This is a genomic window from Ruegeria sp. HKCCD6426, assembly GCF_057221115.1.
Genome location: NZ_JBWVBF010000009.1, coordinates 76,444 through 95,073, shown reverse-complemented (window position 1 = coordinate 95,073; position 18,630 = coordinate 76,444). Strand labels below are relative to the sequence as shown.

17 protein-coding genes and 1 pseudogene are annotated in these 18,630 nt (G+C 55.0%); 4 read left to right on the top strand and 14 right to left on the bottom strand.

Annotated elements, in window-relative coordinates; all coding sequences use genetic code 11:
* Positions 1-6 precede the first annotated feature (6 nt).
* Positions 7-198: a hypothetical protein gene (locus AC2TDA_RS20610; RefSeq protein WP_480850459.1), complete on the bottom strand. Its 192-nt coding sequence runs from the start codon at positions 196-198 to the stop codon at positions 7-9.
* 36 nt (positions 199-234) lie between these two features.
* Positions 235-801 (bottom strand): OsmC family protein, encoded by a 567-nt coding sequence (locus AC2TDA_RS20605; RefSeq protein WP_480850461.1) that lies wholly within the window; start codon positions 799-801, stop codon positions 235-237.
* A 182-nt stretch (positions 802-983) separates the two neighbouring features.
* On the opposite strand from AC2TDA_RS20605, the gene AC2TDA_RS20600 reads away from it, so the two are divergent.
* From AC2TDA_RS20600 to AC2TDA_RS20590, 3 genes are all read left to right on the top strand, one after another.
* A complete protein-coding gene (locus AC2TDA_RS20600) occupies positions 984-2,165 on the top strand; it encodes an alpha/beta hydrolase (protein ID WP_480880645.1) in 1,182 nt (393 codons plus the stop codon).
* Positions 2,166-2,227: 62 nt separating this feature from the next.
* Positions 2,228-3,418 (top strand): alpha/beta hydrolase, encoded by a 1,191-nt coding sequence (locus AC2TDA_RS20595; RefSeq protein WP_480880643.1) that lies wholly within the window; start codon positions 2,228-2,230, stop codon positions 3,416-3,418.
* An 862-nt stretch (positions 3,419-4,280) separates the two neighbouring features.
* Positions 4,281-4,772: a hypothetical protein gene (locus tag AC2TDA_RS20590; RefSeq protein ID WP_480880642.1), complete on the top strand. Its 492-nt coding sequence runs from the start codon at positions 4,281-4,283 to the stop codon at positions 4,770-4,772.
* 205 nt (positions 4,773-4,977) lie between these two features.
* Here the strand turns inward: AC2TDA_RS20590 and AC2TDA_RS20585 are convergent, their stop codons facing one another.
* From AC2TDA_RS20585 to AC2TDA_RS20565, 5 genes are all read right to left on the bottom strand, one after another.
* On the bottom strand, positions 4,978-5,964 hold the full coding sequence (locus AC2TDA_RS20585) for a zinc-dependent alcohol dehydrogenase family protein (RefSeq protein WP_480880641.1): 987 nt from the start codon (positions 5,962-5,964) through the stop codon (positions 4,978-4,980).
* A gap of 83 nt (positions 5,965-6,047) precedes the next feature.
* Positions 6,048-6,893, bottom strand: coding sequence for an enoyl-CoA hydratase/isomerase family protein (locus tag AC2TDA_RS20580; protein ID WP_480880640.1), 846 nt, complete (start codon positions 6,891-6,893; stop codon positions 6,048-6,050).
* Between the two features lie 92 nt (positions 6,894-6,985).
* On the bottom strand, positions 6,986-7,774 hold the full coding sequence (locus AC2TDA_RS20575) for an SDR family NAD(P)-dependent oxidoreductase (protein ID WP_480850474.1): 789 nt from the start codon (positions 7,772-7,774) through the stop codon (positions 6,986-6,988).
* A gap of 12 nt (positions 7,775-7,786) precedes the next feature.
* A complete protein-coding gene (locus tag AC2TDA_RS20570) occupies positions 7,787-8,752 on the bottom strand; it encodes an LLM class oxidoreductase (RefSeq protein ID WP_480880638.1) in 966 nt (321 codons plus the stop codon).
* A gap of 14 nt (positions 8,753-8,766) precedes the next feature.
* Positions 8,767-9,543 (bottom strand): CmcJ/NvfI family oxidoreductase, encoded by a 777-nt coding sequence (locus tag AC2TDA_RS20565; protein WP_480880636.1) that lies wholly within the window; start codon positions 9,541-9,543, stop codon positions 8,767-8,769.
* Between the two features lie 107 nt (positions 9,544-9,650).
* Here AC2TDA_RS20565 and AC2TDA_RS20560 point away from each other — a divergent pair, with 107 nt between their 5' ends.
* The gene (locus AC2TDA_RS20560) at positions 9,651-10,562 is read left to right on the top strand and encodes a LysR family transcriptional regulator (protein ID WP_480880635.1); all 912 of its coding nucleotides are present in this window, start codon (positions 9,651-9,653) and stop codon (positions 10,560-10,562) included.
* A 922-nt stretch (positions 10,563-11,484) separates the two neighbouring features.
* On the opposite strand, the pseudogene AC2TDA_RS20555 reads toward AC2TDA_RS20560, so the two are convergent.
* The 7 genes and pseudogenes from AC2TDA_RS20555 to AC2TDA_RS20525 form a co-directional block, all read right to left on the bottom strand.
* A pseudogene (locus AC2TDA_RS20555) lies at positions 11,485-12,116 on the bottom strand (tyrosine-type recombinase/integrase).
* 231 nt (positions 12,117-12,347) lie between these two features.
* On the bottom strand, positions 12,348-12,758 hold the full coding sequence (locus AC2TDA_RS20550) for a universal stress protein (RefSeq protein ID WP_171176310.1): 411 nt from the start codon (positions 12,756-12,758) through the stop codon (positions 12,348-12,350).
* A 141-nt stretch (positions 12,759-12,899) separates the two neighbouring features.
* Positions 12,900-14,192, bottom strand: a complete 1,293-nt coding sequence (locus AC2TDA_RS20545; RefSeq protein WP_480880634.1) for a TRAP transporter large permease — start codon at positions 14,190-14,192, stop codon at positions 12,900-12,902.
* A complete protein-coding gene (locus AC2TDA_RS20540) occupies positions 14,189-14,803 on the bottom strand; it encodes a TRAP transporter small permease (RefSeq protein ID WP_480850485.1) in 615 nt (204 codons plus the stop codon). Before AC2TDA_RS20540 ends, AC2TDA_RS20545 begins: the two co-directional genes overlap by 4 nt.
* 71 nt (positions 14,804-14,874) lie before the next feature.
* Positions 14,875-15,864 (bottom strand): TRAP transporter substrate-binding protein DctP, encoded by a 990-nt coding sequence (dctP, locus tag AC2TDA_RS20535; RefSeq protein WP_480850497.1) that lies wholly within the window; start codon positions 15,862-15,864, stop codon positions 14,875-14,877.
* 104 nt (positions 15,865-15,968) lie between these two features.
* Positions 15,969-17,078, bottom strand: a complete 1,110-nt coding sequence (gene ald, locus AC2TDA_RS20530) for an alanine dehydrogenase (protein WP_480880633.1) — start codon at positions 17,076-17,078, stop codon at positions 15,969-15,971.
* A 25-nt stretch (positions 17,079-17,103) separates the two neighbouring features.
* The gene (locus tag AC2TDA_RS20525; protein ID WP_480880631.1) at positions 17,104-18,615 is read right to left on the bottom strand and encodes a CoA-acylating methylmalonate-semialdehyde dehydrogenase; all 1,512 of its coding nucleotides are present in this window, start codon (positions 18,613-18,615) and stop codon (positions 17,104-17,106) included.
* Positions 18,616-18,630: the final 15 nt, after the last annotated feature.

Sequence of the window (18,630 nt, the reverse complement as noted above, 5' to 3'; positions counted from 1 at the left end):
AGGGCCTTAAAGAGGGAAACGACCGTCGCGATGACTTAGCGTTGTTGTGGCTTCGCGCAGTTCGCGGAACTGGTGTTGCCCGATATCGTTCAGCATTCGGTCACACAGTACACTTGCAGGGCTGTAGGCCATGGGCGAGCTGGACTGGGTGCCGCTGAATGCAGCAAAGAGGGTTTTCAATGCGGCGATCGTTTTCATTTTAAAATTCCTTTTGAGTATGTGCGGGCACACGTGTCAGGTGACAGATACGCGCACGTTTCCTGGATTTGTGATGATGTCGAACACGGCGGATCGCTTCTGGCTTTGCGCCACGACCGCAGCGATCTCATCCATTGTCGCATCAGCATCGATATCGAAGGCCACTCGGATGCCTTTGAACCCGTTGCGCACCTCAGGGTCTATGCCGAGAATGCCGTAGAGGCTCATGTCGCCCTCCACCTTTGCGACCACTGATCGCAGTTGGATATCCCTGTTCTGGGCAACGGACGCCACACCTGCGCACAGGCAGCTTGCCAGGGCGGACAGAACGATTTCGACCGGGGTTGCGCCCTTGTCTTCGGCGGCAAAACAGGCCGGGTGGTCGGCGTCAAAGGTAAAAGTCTCGGCGTGTTCGTGTTCTTCACCAAGGCCAAAGAACCCCTTGACGGATGATCGGCTATGGACCCCGTTCAGCCATTCGCATTCCGCACGCCATGTGAACTCTGCCGCTGCAGGCATCTCTGTAAGCGCTTCGCGTGCGCTCATCAGTGCCTCGACGTTCACGCCGTTGTTGGCGGCGGGCATTTGTGTTGTCATGTTCATCTTGTTCTCCAATTTGGTTTGGGCCTCATCGCCCTGTGACCACAGACTTACAGACGTGCCGGTTGCGAAGCTTGAGGGGGAGCTTGGGATTTCTTGGGGATTTCTTGGAGAAACCGCCGAGATAAAGGAAATGCGGGGTTTGACGGCCTGACAGACGCGGGCCTTCGCGGTACTGTGGCCGTATGAAACATGTGTTTGACCACTTCATCGCAGACACAGCGACACGGGAATTGTCCGCCGATGGCGAGGCGGTTCCGGTCGAGCCGAAGGTTTTTGACCTGCTGTCTTACCTGATTGCAAACAATGATCGGGTCGTTTCCAAAGACGAGTTGGTCGCCGAGATATGGGAGGGTCGGGCTATCTCGGACGCGGCGGTGTCGAGCGCGCTTTCTGCTGCGCGTCGCGCGCTTGGGGATGACGGGCAGGGGCAAAAATTCCTGAAAACCGTACGCGGTCGCGGGGTTCGGTTTGTCGCTCCGGTCACACAGGTTCCGGGTGAGGCACGCGAACGTGAGGCTGTACCGCCGCAAGAGATAAGGATGTGCCGCAGTAACGATGGTACGCGCATTGCCTATGCTGAAGCCGGCGATGGATCGACTCTGGTCAAGGCGTCAAACTGGCTGACGCATCTTGAGCACGACTGGGAAAGCCCTGTCTGGCGACATTTCTACACTGCACTGACGCAAAACCGTCGCCTCGTTCGTTACGACTCCCGTGGTAATGGCTTGTCCGACCGCGATGTCGCCGACCATTCCTTTGACCGGCAGGTTGAAGACCTAGAGGCGGTCGCCGAAGCGGCGGGCGGTGATCGATTTTCACTGATTGGACTGTGTCAGGGGTGCACATCCGCTGTGGCCTTTGCCGCCAAATATCCGGACAAGGTGGATCGGCTGATCCTGATTGGCGGTTACGTCAAAGGCTGGCGCGCGCGGGGTGATACAGAAGGCTTTGTTCTGCGTAAGTCGGCACATGAGGCGCTGCCGCTATGGTGGGGCAAGGACACTACCGCGCTGAGGGACCTGTTCACGGGTATCTACATGCCCGATGCTCCGTGGGAAAGCCAACGCTGGTTTTCAGACCTTCAGCGCAAAACCGCATCGGCAGAGAGTGCCGCGGCGATGATGTTCTCCGACTGTGATAACGATATCTCTGGCTTGCTGGAACGGGTTAAGGCGCCAACTTTGGTCATTCACGCGGTAGGCGATCTTGCAGCGCCGTATGAGCAAGGTCAGGAGTTGGCAGCCGGTATATCGGGCGCGCGGTTTGTGTCTCTGGAGAGTGCCAACCATATCCTTCCCGAAACAGACGATGAATGGCCGCGCGCTGCTCAGCTTATTGATGACTTTTTGAGTAACCGAACCTGAGCACCCCGGTTTAAAACCCCGGATCAGATGACAAAATAGACCGATGAAGCTAGGGTTTATGCATGAACTACAGCTTCGAAGAATTCACGCTTGATACCGCCGGGCTTGAATTGCGGGTGCGCGGCACGCCGGTATCCATAGAGCCTAAGGTTCTGGAAATCCTAATCTATCTTGTTGAAAACCGGGATCATGTCGTTACGCGGGATGAGCTTGTTGCCTATGTCTGGAACGGGCGCATTGTGTCAGATGCAGCGATATCCAGCGGGATCAGCGCCGCGCGTCGGGCCCTGGGAGACAGTGGAAACGAGCAACGGTTTATTCGCACCTTTCACGGGCGCGGTTTTCGTTTTGCCTATAACGAAGTGTGCGAAGCTACCGGTGAGACGATAACTCGAAACGAACAGCCCGGTACTCAGACAAGTCAGAAGATTCAATTTTGTCATAGTTCCGACGGTACACGCATCGCGTATGCTACAGCGGGCTCCGGCCCTCCGCTGGTCAAGGCAGCCAACTGGCTGAGCCACCTGGAATTTGATTGGGACAGCCCTATCTGGCGACACTTGTTCCAGTTGCTATCACGCGGCAATTCATTTGTTCGATATGATGCGCGTGGCAATGGGCTTTCAGATTGGAATGTTAGCGATCACTCGCTTGAGAGGCAGTTGGAGGACTTCGAAGCCGTTGTTGATGCGGCAAATCTCGACCAGTTTTCCCTGATTGGCTTATCTCAGGGTTCCATTCGAAGCGTCGCCTATGCAGCACGATACCCTGATCGCGTGGATAAACTGATCCTGATTGGGGGATATGCTCAAGGATGGAAGTTACGCGACGATCCTAGTGGCCTTGCCTACAGGCATGCGGCACTTGATATGATCAAGCACTGGTGGGACAAGGAAAATATTGCAATCCGTCAGATGTTTACGAACATGTACATACCTGACGCCCCTCCGGATCTTCAGCAATTGTTCTCGGAAATGCAGCGCCGAATTATTTCCAAAGAAAACGCTGAAATCATGATGAAAGCGATGGCGGATGAAGATATCCGTCCACTTCTTCCAAAAGTTACGGCACCCACTTTGGTAATTCATGCCCGCAATGACACAGCGGCCCCCTATAGTCAGGGATTGGAGCTAGCTGCCGGTATTAGAGGAGCCGAATTTGTTACTCTGGAAACCGCGAACCATCACTTGTTGGCCAGTGACCCCGTTTGGAGACGATGTGAAACTCTAATCAGGGATTTCCTCGATGCATGAATGGTTCGGTGGCCGGTTGGCGATAACTTTGATGCAAAGTTTTGAACGCGACGCTTTTTATCAGCGACTGCATCTGTGCTTAAGCAGCCAGTTCCGCGAATTGACAAAACGGACTGAGCGCATCCATTGCATTCGGAGTTAGGAACGGCAGTTTTTGTACCGCACTGCGTGAGTTCACGGCCATCTCGTTCGCACAGCCGCGGCGAATGGCCGGTGTTGTAAAGCTGAGCCGCGGCAATAACCAGTGCGAAGAATGACAGCTATGGGCCGGGACCGTTTGCCGGCCCAATCGAAGATTGAGAAGTTGCTGCACCGTATCTGATGGCGGCAATGAGCCCAAACTGACTCGCTAACGGCCCAGACTACCCGGTCGTTTTTCGTTTCTGTACTCGGTAACAATCTTGTATCGAGAGACACCGCGCTATTAATATTGGAAATAAGTTATGAAATCGCGAACTACGTTATCCTTAACCAAGAATGGGCAGTTCGAATTGTGGCTCAACGAAGCAGGCCGAGACGAGTTAATTGAACTTCTCCAATCGCTTGACCGAGATGATGAACACTTTCACATAGCGCCAGAAGGTTATGATGGGGACTGTGTTGTTTCAGAAATCCCTTATCGCGATTCAGACCAAGTTCTTTCTTGGGGAAAGGTGTTGTTTCGCCCAGATGAATGGGACCGAGAGTATTTTCCGCACGTAATGGGAGAAAATACCTGAATGGCAGTTTCGTCCGCACAGCAGGCTTTGGGCTGTTAGAACCGGGTCAATGTCCTACTGAATATGTCAGATGACCGCTCTGAGCCCAACCGGTACTCCATTACTACTTCAAGACCGTTGGCTCTCGTATTAGGATGAATTTCATGACAGCAGAAACTGCCCGGACTATCTCGACAAACGTGGATCTTCTCTGCGTTTTGTGTGCGCTAAATGATAGCGGCTATTGGACAGAGAAAGATTTTTCGAACTGGGCGACTAAGGTGTTGATGCGGTCCAAGGACCCTGACTCGTGGCTCATGGATTTCGTCGTGGTTGAGCGCTCGGGCGAGATCGAACTAATATTCCATAAGGCCTTCCTTGATGCCCAAATACTTCTACCCCAATGGGCACATGACTTGTCAGCAGGTTTTGTCATGATGCGGTATGGTAATGGCGACCTTTCCGAAAAACAGGTCAGAGATTTAATCGCCGGCCTGACCGATCCCGTCCCAATTTGCAAGATAACTATTGAGGAAGTCGCCGACATTTGTCTTGAAGACGGTAGACTGCTTTGGCTTCGTGACGAAGCCTCAGCTCTGCTGGGCCAGGTTGAGGCAAGTCTAATTTCGCCTCCCATCCTTACCGTGGTTTCCTAATAACACAGATACCACTCGGAAAGGCAGCAATGTCCGTAAGGCAGACGCTCAGCCAGTTTTGGCGAAGGTCCACCCCGAGCCCAAAGTAACCTATGCTGCAATTAGCACGAAAGTCAGCTAAGCACTGATAGACGGCATCAATTTCAGCTCAAACTGAGTTGGTGCGCATGGTCATTATGCGCGCACCAATCCCAGCCGATTCTTATCACAGCTCCACAACGACTTTTCCGACCGCAGGTCCATTCGTCAGGTGAGCATGAGCTGCGCTGACATCGGCCCAACCAAACCTTTGCTCGTCAACAATTGGTTTAAGCCCGCCCGCATCTACAATGTCGGCCAGTATCCTCAGGATGTCACCATGGCTTTGCCGTCCGACATTGTGCATCATCGGGATCAACATGAAGACGACGTGCAGAGACAGACCTTTGAAATGCACAGGCGTCAAATCAATCTCGACCATCGCGACCGTTGAGGCGACATGGCCATTGAGCTTGGTGGCTTCGAACGAGTTCGTCATGTTCGGCCCACCTACGCTGTCGAAAACCACGTCGAAGCCTACACCAGCGGTATGCTCAGCCACATAGTCCTGGACCTTTTGCGTTGTGAAATCCAGTGGACGCGCCCCGAGGCTCTCGATCATGGCCATCTGATCTGCACCGCGCCCTGTTGCTGACACTTTGGCTCCAAAGTGACGGGCGATTTGGATGGCAATATGACCAACGCCACCAGCACCGCCTTGCACCAGCACGGTCTGCCCTTCGCCAACACCGGCGCGGGTCAGCCCTTCGTAGGCGGTGATGCCGACGAGAGGCAGCGCTGCGGCTTCTGGCATGCTCAGCGTCTTGGGTTTGCGTGCAATCAGACGGGCGTCCGCCTTGATGTACTCTGCCAGAGCACCCGGCAGGTTCATCAATCCGCCGGCGCAGCCGTATACCTCATCGCCTATAGCAAAATCGGTTACACCTTCGCCAATTGCGACGACCGTACCGGCAAAGTCCATGCCAAGCACAGCGGGCAATGTGGGGGACAGGGGCAAGTCTGCGCCCATGCTTCGGATCATAGTGTCGACGGTATTGACACTGGTCGCGGCTACTTTGACGACCACATGTCCTGATGTTGCGACCGGGTCGGGCATTTCGGCAAGCTCGAACGGCGTGTCGGGGCCGAAAGACTTTAGAACCATTGCTTTCATTGGGGTATTCCTTTTTTTGACGAAGTGTCAGGCGCACATCGCAATAGCGCATGCCTGACGAGATCATGGTGTTGGAGCGCGGGTCAGTTTATGTTCTGAACTTGCATCACCAGGTCGCCCCATTTGCGCTGGTTTTCGATGTCGTGTTCCAGGCGCTGTTCATCCGCGATGGCGAAACGTTTGACAGCCGGGGTCTTGCTAGTGGCCTGATAAAGCCAATAGGCTTCGGCCTTCAGCGCCTCATCAATGGGTTTGTCGATGGATTCATAGACCATCTGCTTACAAGCATTGATCGACTCTGCCGGAAATTGTGCTATCCGCTCGGCCAGCGCGGTCACATACGGGCCAATTTCATCCGGCTCCAAAGCCTTGTTGATGGTACCCAAACGCTCTGCATCATCTGCGTCATAGTCTTGCGCGCTCAGAATGATTTCAAGCGCTTTGCCAAGGCCGGTCTGACGCGCCATGCGCGAGGCGCCGCCACCGCAGGGCAGGATGCCCATTCCGACCTCCATCTGCATGAACTTGTACTTTCCCCGCGCAGCAAACCGCATATCGAGCGCCAAGGCCAACTCATGCCCGCCACCGCGTGCAAACCCTTCCAGTTTTGCTATGGTGGCCTGCGGCACCTTGCTGATCCGCTCGCAAACCGACTGCAGATCTAAAAGCTGCGCCTCCTCACGGGATACCGCCTCAGTCGACATGTCCTTCAGCAGTTCGGTGTCGTAGTGGCAGACCCAGATTTCCGGGTTGGCGGATTGAAAGATCACTACCTTGGTGTCGCGATCGCGTTCCAGCCGCATGGCCAGACTGTTGAGGTCGGCCAGCATTTCCTGACCTTGCACGTTCACGGAGCCAAAGTTGAAAGTCACTGTGGCGATGCCGTTTCCAACGGCTACGTCAAAGGATTGAAAGTTCTCGTATTTCATCAGGCAGTCCTTTCTTGGGCCTCGACGCGGCATGCTCGAGGGGTAAGGGAGTGTTAAAGGTGGAAGTGCGTGGCGCTTTAGCGCCGCGCGGGTCAGTTGGTCTGGTTAATCAAACCTCTGATGGTGTTCATGACGCCGGCAGCGTGGCCATTGTCGAGTGCCGCCGCGTGCGGATCTGAGAACGTCCCGCTGTCATTGTCAAAATAGGCTCCCGAAGCATCAGCGAACCGCTCGCCCAGGGCCGCATCAATCAGGATATCAGCGCCTATGTTCATGTCGTTCCCAGCTAAGCCAAAGCCTTCTTTCACCATCTTTGAGGCCAAAAGTGATCCCGGATTCACAGCGAGCATGACCGGCGCATCGGATAGCGATTTGGCCCATTCCCGGGTCCAGATGGTGATTGCCAGCTTGCTTTGTGCGTAGGCTTCCATATCAGCCAGCGGGACATTGCCTTGCATGGCCTTGATGTTTACCGGGGCCTGTGCCGCCGATGAAAGGTTCACGACGCGTCCGTCAGCGGGAATGATGGGAAGTAGCAATTCGGTCAGCAGATATGGCGCAAGCGTGTTCACGACAAAGCGGATGTCCTGCCCATTCGCAAGAACGGTTTGAGGGGCTTTCAGCACACCTGCGTTGTTGATCAACACATCCAGTTTGTCATGTTTGGCCAGTACACTTTCGGCCAGTTCTTGCACCGCATTCAGATCGCTCAGATCAGCAGCATAAGATTCGACATCACCGCCGACTGCGGCCGTTGCAGCCTCCAGTTTGGGCGCACTTCGACCATGCAAGAGCACCTTGTGGCCGTCGGCTGCCAGTTTTTTTGCCGTGAGCAAGCCAATGCCGTCGGTTGATCCTGTGATAAGAATAGTCTTGGTCATTGGTTTAATCCTTTAGGAAAAGTCAGGCAGCAAAGTTTCTGCCAATTGTTCGAGGGTTTCGTCGATGTGTGCTTGATTGAACCTTAGGTTCAGTGCGACGTGATTGACCCCGAGCGTTTTTATTTCACTTAGATAGCTTCGAATAAAATCAGTGCCAGACTGAAAGCCAAGGTGGATCGGGCGCGGAGGCGCGGCGGGATCGGCAACGACATCGACATAAAGCGATTGCATGACAGGCTTATCTGGTTGGCCCGCTGCCTTCACACGCCTCCGGTAGTCCGCGATGACCTGCCCCTGAGCCGCTGCATTGCGCGGATAGGTCATCCAACCGTCTCCGTTCTGCGCCACCCAATCGGGTGTTTGCTGGCTACCGCCGGTAATGAGCATCGGTAGACGGGTACCTTGCGGCTTTGGCAATAGGTCAATTCCGCCAGACAGCGCGCCATGCCCGCTTTCATGCGTGGGATAGTCAGATCCAACCGCGCGGATGTATTCCAAGCTATCGCGGAAACGTGCCCCACGGTCATCATACCTCTGGTTCATCGCAGGGTACTCCTCGGGACGGTCACCGGAAGCAATGCCCAACAGTAGCCGCCCACCCGAGAGCACATCTGCGGTCGATGCGGCCTTGGCGACATGTGCGGGGTGACGCAATGGCAGGATCACACTCGATGTTCCAAGCGCAATCCGATCCGTCGCCGTTGCCAGTGCGCCCAGATAGACAAATGGATCGAAAACTTGCCCGGGGTCACCGAAGCTTGGAACAATGAAGGGTACGTCGCGCAGCCATAGTGCTGCAAACCCGAGATCTTCTGCTCTCCGAGCCGCTTCCAGATGACCACGCAGCGTCGGCTCTGTACCGACTGCGTATGCTTCGAGCGGCAACACAAGGCCAACGCTCAGCCGCCCAGGGCGAAACACCCGGTTGTAGGCCAAATTGATTTGGGCAAAATCAGTAGGCTGCATTTCATCCAACATGTCTCAGGCCCCCTTTAATAACGCACCAAAGTGCGGCTCTCGATGCTTTTGCGAATGGTAGTGACGTTTGGATCCTCGACCATATCGAGCGCGCTGTGCGCAATCGACGGTAGTCCTTGATTGTCATAGATATTGAAGATCGCCACTTCACCCGGCGTCATTTTGGACTGATAGACCCACTTATGGTCGGGATTTCCCACCAGCCCCATGATTTGTCCCTTGCGGTCGGGATAGATCAGGTCCAGTAGAATCCAGTCAGAGGGGTCAACCGATGACGGGCGAACAAAGCCAAGTGGCGCTGAATTGATAGGGTGATCCACAGGCCGCCACACATTAACAAAAGCATAGTGACCTTGCGCCCATTCCGCTGCGGCCTCGGCTCCCAGCAGATCGGTAAGGCGCTGTTCGGCTCCGCCCTTGCTGTAGTCACTGTGGACATTACGCGCGGGTGCGCGCGTTGCATCGGGGTCGTCCATGCGAACTGTGTGATCAAAAACTACAACCTCTCGCGCACCCAGCTTCTCCACAAGCATCGCCGTCAGCTCCGCATCGTATATTGGTTGCCAGACGCTTCCCACAAAGTTTCGGACCTGCGTTTTCAGTGGCGTAAATTCAATGGCATCAGACGCAAATGAGACTGAAGTAGTCGTCGCGCGGTTGTCAGCCAACGCAACAGATGTCGGTGCCAGCTCGGGGGAAATCAGGTTTCCCGCAATCCCACCTGCATCTAGTTCAAAGGCTTGCCGATAGGGCTTGTGAACGTGGTAGTTGACTGTGGCTGTTCGTGTCATTAGCGCCTCCCGCCTAAGCTCTGTTGCGTCCATGAAAAGGATTTAACGCTGACGAAATTGCAGATAAACTGCCGACTTGCGGATTAATAATTCGGGTTTTGAATATAATGGGTCTCGACACAGACGCGCTCCGATTGTTTGTAAAGGCGGCAGAAATGCTGAACATCAGTGCTGCGGGGCGCGCGTTGGGCATGGCCCCAGCCGTTTCCAGCGCAAAACTCGCAAAGTTGGAACAGAGCCTGGGGTCCGAGCTTCTGCACCGCACGACGCGAAAAGTGTCGCTGTCGCTCGAGGGTGCCGATTTCCTGCCCTTCGCCCGCGAGATCATCGCGCAGGAAGAGGCCGCACTTGCTGCACTAGGCAAGCAGAGAACAACCATCAAGGGCACGTTGCGTTTCGCTGCGCCAAGCAGTTTTGCACAGCTCTACATCGCGCCAATCTTGCCTAAGTTCCTTGAACAGCACCCCGACCTCACCCTTGATTTGCGCCTGTCGGATGTGCAGTTCGACTTGATCGAAGGAAGCTATGATTTAGCACTTAGGAACGCGCCACTTGTCGACACCAGCCTGAAGGGCCGCAAACTGGCTGATGACCAGCGTATTCTTTGTGCCGCGCCACACTACTTCGACACGCACGGTGTTCCCGATACACCAGCCGATTTGACAAACCACCATCTGATCGCTTTTCAAGACCGCCAACCGCGGCCACTTACAGGACCGGCAGGCGAGAACGCCATTTTCGATCCCGCATCAGCCAAAGGTCAATTGATTATCGATGACGGTCAATGCCAGGTCCGCGCCACACTAGCCGGGGCCGGTATTTCCTTGAACGCTCTGTGGAGTGTGCATGACCAACTGAAGTCAGGCCGTTTGATACGGGTTCTTCCAAACTTTGAGGCCAGTGAAGACAATGTCTTGTGGCTGATATATCCCAAGTCCAACGTACTGTCCCCCAAAGTGCGGGTGTTCATGGACTTTCTGGTCGCTGAGATTGGCGCAAAGCCTCCTTGGGAAATATGAGCGCAAAGTATAGGTCAAGCGCGCTTTCAGACATCCTGACGCCAAGGTCGGAGACCAGGCGCTAAGCGGACATGCCTTGTCCAATCGCATTAGCCTGGTTTGTCCGCGATCTGAGTTCGCTGACGACAAAACCGTGCACTCGCGGCGAATGTCGGGAAAGCGGGCTGCGACCGCAGAATCTTGACAGTGGGGCGAAGGTCCGGAATGGGCCGTCCTCATCGTAGCTAGGCGGTTCTAACCAACAGGTGCTGCGTTTCTCTCCGATGTCAGCATCGAGCCCCTAGCTGACGCAGCCAAAGGCGCTAAGATCGAGGCAAATTCGATATGAGCACAGAATCGATGTTGTTGAGCTGGAAAACTATATCTGAAATCTATGAGTGTGTGATCAGCGGCAGTTGTTCGTTGGAAGATGCCGACAGATGGGGCTGTTCAGTCATGAACGCCAACGACTTAGGAGACTTAGAGTTTGAACCAGAGAAAGACAAAGCTGACCTGTGGGAAGCTGCAATATTCCTCTTTGGCATTGATCTGCAGTACGCTCCGGGAGAGTATCTCCACTCCGTGGAGCAGGTGTCGCACGTATACGAGCAAAGGTGGAAGTCTAGGTTCGCTTAGTCCGCATAGCTACGTCCATGGCTCCAAAACACTGCATCTCTGATTAATAAAGTCCGCTTCCGGTGCATTGCCGCCGTCACTGAGGCCTAGTGATGCGCTAGCAGCGAAGGTCTGCTTGGTGGCCTCTCTTGCCTTGCCCAACAGATTGCAGGCCCAGCGAATGTCGGCAAGGTCCGCGAACTGTAAACTCGTCGCTTCTGGGATTTTGCACACGCGGCGAATGTCTCCTCTGACGGGCCGCACCGCGGCATTGAATCTCTCCTACGGATGACCGCAATGGGCCGCCAACGAAAGCGGCCCGTAGTATTCAGATTTCAATTGCCTCTGCTATGGCAAGTGCATCCTCAAGCTCAACACCGAGATACCGAACGGTACTGTCCATCTTTGTGTGCTCGAGTAAGAGCTGCACCGCGCGCAGATTGCTCGTCTTTTTGTAAACTTGGGTGACCTTGGTCCGCCGCATTGAATGTGTGCCATAAGCGCTTGCTTCCAAACCTATAGACGTGACCCAATCACGTACGATCCGAGCATACTGGCGCGTTGAAATGTGTAAGCGCTCATGAAAACGCCCTCGCCAAAGGTACTCAGACCCGACCAGGAGCTCGTCTTCCATCCACCTCTCGACTGAGCTCCGAGTTCCTTCAGAAATCTTGAAGCGGACCGGTTTCTGAGTTTTGTTTTGCAGCACCGAAGCCCGCTCTTTGTCTGACCAGAAGCCACGATGTCAATGACTTTCATATTCACCAAGTCACAGCCGCGCAACTTACTGTCGACGGCCATATTGAAGAGAGCGAGGTCGCGATGGTTTTCTGCGAGCTCTAATCTTACTCGAATTGCCCAGACGTGTTTGGGTTTTAACAGCCGTTTCTGACCGACGATGCGTCCCTTATTCCAAGCTGGGCGAAGCGCGCGAATGGCAAGTAAGTTTGGTGTTTCCATAACTGATCCTCCGATCCGCCATGCCCGCCCACAACGACAACCCGACGTTGACGAAAGAGGATATCACAGGATGCCGCGTTGCCGCCGAGGTCGGCTGTGAGCCCTACCTCTCAAATGCCGCAAAGTGAAACTCTTTAAGGTACGCCAAAATTAGACCTAGGTCGCCGTGAGACGTGCTTATCACCGCAGATTTCACAGGGCAAAGTTGCTAACATGTTGCGGGTGCCAGCGTCACAGACGTAGTACATGCACCGAACACTGAGCATGGCGAACAACGAGAGCAGCCGTGGAACCCAAAAAGAACTCTTTCATCCCAGGTTTATGTGAAGCGAGGACGATACAGTCGATGCCATGTTTGTTGGCGTATTCGGTGATTGCGCGACCTGCCGATTGGCTCTCGAGCAGGATAGACGACACGTCGGTCTCACTTGTTAGGCGCTCGGCCAAGCGCGCCTTTGCTTTTTGGAGCGATTTTTCTGCGATCCCTTCATCCATATAGTACATTATCTGTCTATTTGGGGGCTCATGGATATGCGCGGCAGTGATTTTTCCACCTTCGGATACAAGGGCATGTGCCGCCGCAAGCGCGTGTTCACTGATGCCATGCTCCAGAGACAGCGCGACTAGAATATTTTTGTACATTTTAAACCTCCGTATTTAGGTTTTCAGTTTTCTTCTGCGAACTGGCCTCTCCCACTTCATCTTTAGGAGGGCGCTCAGGCACCCCAGCCGTAAGGTTGGGGTGCGTGCTATTTCGTCTTGAGCTTTTGCGCTTTCTTGCCACTACCGGCTGAGCAGGAGATCAGGCAGGAAGAGAGCCAACTCTGGGACAAAAGTCGTCAGCATCAGCGTCGGAAGCCAGGCAAACACTATGAAGATCAAAGTCGGCCACAGCATGCGCGAAACCGGCTCATCGCAGACCTGAGCGCCAAGATAGAGCAGCGGCGCTGTCGGAGGCGTAATGTTTGCCATCCCCAGGTTCACGCCAATCACAGCCGCAAAATGGATCGGATCCATGCCAGTGCTCTGAGCGATAGGCAGCAAGATTGGTGTAGCCAGAAGCAGACCCGAGATGTCGTCCATCAGCATTCCGATCAGGATCATCACGACGTTGATCATCAACAGGATCACAATTGGGTTGTCCGACACGGAATAGACCAAATCCTTGGCCAGCTGGGGGGCGCCCTGCGAAATCAAGTTATCCGACACGATCAGAACCATGAAAATCATGACCATGACCACGCCAATCGTAACGCCTGAGTTCTGGATGGTCTGAGCCAGCGTTTTCCACGTCAGTCCACGATAGAAGTAAATCGCGATCGGGATCGAGTAGACCACGGCGATCCCGGCGGCCTCGGTTGGAGTCATGATGCCGCCATAGATCCCACCCAGAATGATGAGTGGCATCATCAGCGCTGGCCCGGCCAAGCGCGCCTGAACTCCGAACGTCGGCAGAAACGGTTTAGGGCGTTCCGTTAGGTTGATTTCGTCATATTTCCGCAGCATGAACTGATTGACCACAATCAGAAGTGTGATCAGGATGATCGCGGGAATGACCGTGGACAAGAAGCACTTAAGTACGTGCTGTTGCGCCACCCAGCCATACAGGATGTGCGACGAACTCGGTGGGATCAACAGACCTAGTGGACTTGCCGCCACGATCAGAGCCGCTGATTGCCCGCCCGGATAGTTGGCCTTTTTCAGGTGGGGCATCATGATACCGCCGATACAGGTCAGCGTTGCATTTGCACTACCGGAAATGGAGCCGAACACACCGCAGGCCAGCACCCCAGCAGCGCTCAATCCTCCTTTGATATGGCCAATGAACATTTCAGCCAGCGAGACAAGAGGGGCCGCGATTTTACCTTTTTCCATGATGCCACCGGCGATCATGAAGAGTGGGATCGCCAGAAGTACAAGTGAGCGGATACCCGTAGAGCCGGTGGGCAAGTAGCCGGTGATGGATTGATCTCCGACAAGGGCGATGAAAATCAGTACAGATCCGAATGCTACATAAACGCTGACGCCCAACAGGAGCATAAAGCAGACAATAAGGAGACTTCCTCCGATGATCATTGGGTTTCTCCTTTTTGCATTTCTGATCTCAAGGGAAGACCAAGCCCTTTGCGGATATGCACGTACAAATATGCCGCCGTGAACGTTGCCATGAGGCCAAAGGCAATCATGATTGCAATCCGCCAGGTCACAAATGGAATGCGCAGCACCGGCGTTGCGCGCAGTCGCGGGAATGAGAAGTCATCAAGCAGCGAAACGTAGCACGCATACATGAGAAACAGGATCACCAGGACCTCGACGGTCAGGACGACAAAGCCGCGCCACCAGATCAACCGAGGGTTTTGGATCACAATGCCCAGAATGTCCGCGTTGATATGCAGGTTGCGGGCAGAGGCCAGAACAGCGCCTGCAAAAAAACCGATGATGCTGATGCCCAGAAGCCATTCTTCGTAGGCGAAGAGATCGCCACCAAATCCGTACCGGATGACAACAACGGCCCCAAATGTGAAGGCCATCAGAAAGCCGGCAAACATGACGATCTGTCTCATGACAAAGGCCACTGCTTTCAACGGATACCCAATTACAACCGGCAACTCGTCGGTGATTTTTTGCGAGCTCTTCTTCTCTGCGCTTTCTACGATTAGTAGATGCTCAGCTTCTGAAGCAGACATCTTTCTCCCTCCCTTTGTTGAGCCAAAGACCAAAAAAGGGCCAACTGCTTTGCTGGCCCTTCTCTTGGTGTTTATTGTTGCTCTTTCGCGGCCAGCAGGCGGTCAATGATGTCCTGACCGACATTTTGCGCCATCGCGGGCCAAACCGTTTCTTGAACATGAGTGGCCATTGCAGCCTGTTCTTCGTCGCTCAGGCGCAGGATGGTGTAGCCTTTGTCGAGCAGTTTCTGACCGAATACTTCGTCGTTCTCACGGTTGTAGGCAAAGAAGTCCTCGGACGCCTTGGTCATTGCGGCCTGCAACGCGGCACGCTGTTCGTCGTTCAACTTGTCGAGTGTCCGCTGCGACGCATAGAACGTTGTCAGTTCCGAGATCGAGTTGTACTCGACAAAATGGGTGCCAACATCCGACTTGGCGAAGATCGAGTAGGTCGCGGTCTTGGTGCAGCAGATTGCCCCATCGACAATGCCGGCCTGAAGTGCGGGGAAGATGTCGCCCCATGCCATGGTGGTCGCCTGGTAACCCAGTTCTTCGACCATCGACTTCACGACGCTGGAAGACCAGACGCGAATGTTCATGCCTTTGTCGTCAAAAGTATTCCAGTTCTCGGGCTCTTGCGACGAAACGATGCCGATGAACCCTTCAGGATTCTGCGCCATGACGCGGACGCCGTATTCGTCCGTGATCTCCTGAAGGATGGTGTTGAACTCGGAATCCATGTTGAGAAGCGTGCTTTCCATGTCATCCCAGCCGCCTAGCAGGAACGGCATTGACAGGAATTCCAGGCGCGGATCGGTGTCGGCATAGATGAACGCTGATGCCAGGTCGATATTGCCGCGTGCAACATCTTCGAACAGAGCTTCACCAGAACCCAACTGGTTTGCCGGAAAGACTTCTACCGTCAGTCCAACATCCGCAGCTGCAACATCCGCTGCGACCTGTTCCATCATTTTTGTGCCTTGGTGATCGATCGGGAACACGCCAGCAAAGCGCAGTGTCATGTCTTCCGCTGCAGCGGTCGTTGAGAGTGTGGTTGCAGCAAGCAAAGCCGCGCCACCCATCGCGCCGAGAGCGCGGCGGTTAATCTTCGTAATCATAAAGGTTTCCTCCTCAGTGGTGGGGGTCCCGCCGCATTACGCACGGCGGGACATTTCTTTGCTTCAATTCAGCAAAGTTCCGGGGCGATGAACTCGTATCCAAGATCATCGGCCACAGCCTTGTACGTCACCTTCCCGTGAGCCACGTTCAGGCCGTTCATCAGGTGACGATTGTCTGCGAGCGCTTGCTTCCACCCATTGTTGGCAATAGCCAGAGCGTGCGGCAGCGTGACGTTATTGAGCGCATAGGTTGATGTACGGGCGACTGCGCCCGGCATGTTGGCGACACAGTAATGAACAACATCGTCGACAACGTAGGTGGGCTCTGCGTGAGTGGTGGCTTTGGATGTTTCAAAGCAGCCGCCCTGATCGATCGCCACGTCCACGACGACCGCACCGGGTTTCATTTTCGAGATCAACTCGCGCGAGACCAGCTTGGGCGCAGCAGCGCCCGGGATCAGAACCGCGCCAACAACCAGATCCGCATTGGTGACTTCTTCCTCCAGTGCAGCTTTGGTCGAATAGACAACCTTGGCCGAGGCCTCGAAATGGTTTTCCAGCTTCTCCAGAACCGCAGGGTTACGGTCCAGAATGGTCACGTCCGCGTGCAGGCCGACAGCCATCTGAGCCGCGTTGAAACCAACGACGCCACCGCCGATGACAACAACTTTGCCCGGCTTCACGCCGGGCACGCCGCCCAGCAATACGCCCAGACCACCTTTGGCCTTTTCCAACGCGCTGGCCCCGGCCTGGATCGACATGCGACCGGCAACCTGGCTCATCGGTTTTAGCAGGGGCAGACCGCCATTGTCGTCGGTGACGGTCTCATAGGCGATGCAGACCGCGCCCGAATTGACCAGATCTTTGGTCTGCTCTGGATCGGGAGCCAGATGTAAATAGGTATAAAGGATCTGGCCTTCGCGCAGCATGGCGCGCTCAACGGCCTGAGGTTCCTTCACCTTCACGATCATCTCTGCATTGGCAAAGATATCGGCCGCAGTTTCCGCAATCTCGGCGCCCGCCGCACGATAGGCGTCGTCATCTGCGCCAATGCCAGACCCGGCATTGGTTTCAACGATGACGTTGTGGCCATGTGAAACCAGTTCCGCAACGCTTTCGGGGGTCAGGCCGACCCGATATTCATGGTTCTTGATTTCCTTGGGAACACCAATGAACATGTTCTTCACTCCTTGGATCGGATGATCATTTTGCCGTTGGCATGACGAACTCGGCACCTTCGGAGATGCTTTCAGGCCAGCGCTGCATGATGGATTTCTGCTTGGTGTAGAAACGCACACCCTCTTCGCCGTAGGCGTGCATGTCTCCGAACAGGCTCTTCTTCCAGCCGCCAAAGCCGTGCCAGGCCATTGGAACCGGGATCGGAACATTGACGCCGACCATGCCGACCTGAACCTGCTTGCCGAACTCACGCGCTACATTGCCGTCGCGGGTGAACAGCGACACGCCGTTGCCGAACTCGTGGTCGTTGATCAGTTGCAGGCCTTCCGCGAAACTCGAGACGCGGACGCAGGACAGAACCGGGCCGAAGATCTCTTCCTTGTAGATCTTCATGTCGGGGGTGACGTTGTCGAACAGGGTGCCGCCAAGGAAATAGCCTTCCTCGTGGCCTTCGACGGTATAGTCGCGGCCATCGACCAGAAGGTCCGCACCTTCCTCGACGCCAGAGTCGATGTACCCCTTGATCCGGTCCCGCGCGGCGGCGGTGACAATCGGGCCCATCTCGGCGTCCAGCTCAAGACCGTTTTTGACCTTCAAGGTTTCGGCGCGTTCTTTCAGGACCGGCATCAGCTTGTCAGCGGCATCGCCGACCAGCAGGGCAACCGAGATCGCCATGCAGCGCTCTCCGGCCGAGCCATAGGCCGCGCCGATCAGTGCGTCGGCTGCCTTGTTCATGTCGGCGTCCGGCATCACCAGCATGTGGTTCTTTGCGCCACCCAGCGCCTGAACGCGCTTACCGTGCCGCGCACCGACTTCGTAGATGTAGTTGGCAATCGGCGTCGAGCCGACGAAGGAAATGGCTTTGACGTCGTCGTTCTCCAACAGCGCATCCACGGCGACCTTGTCACCCTGAACGACGTTGAACACACCGTCTGGAAAACCGGCCTTCTGCATCAGATCCGCGTACAGCAGGGCGGCTGAGGGATCGGTCGGCGACGGCTTCAGGATAAAGGTATTGCCTGCGGCGATGGCGATCGGGAACATCCACATCGGCACCATGACCGGGAAGTTGAAGGGAGTGATCCCAGCGACAACACCCAACGCCTGACGCGTGGTCCAGTTGTCCATTCCGGTGGAGACTTGCTCCGTGTAATCGCCTTTGAGGAGTTGCGGAATACCGCAGGCAAACTCGATGATATCAATACCGCGCTCAACTTCGCCTTGGGCGTCGGTGAACACCTTGCCGTGCTCGACCGTGATGGCGCGGGCCAACTCGTCCTTATGTTCGCGCACCAAGGCCAGGAAGTTGTTCATCAGACGTGCGCGGCGGATCGGTGGGGTATTTGACCACTTGGGGAACGCGGCTTTGGCAGCGGTCACCGCATCGTTTACTGTCTGTACAGTCGCCAGCGACACCTCGCCGGTTTGCGCTCCGGTTGCCGGGTTGAAAACTGGCTGGGTTTTCTCGCCGGATGTAACTGTGATTTGGCCATTAATGTAGTGGCCGATCAAAGCGATCGGGGATGCATCTTTCATGATGTCAGTCCTTTT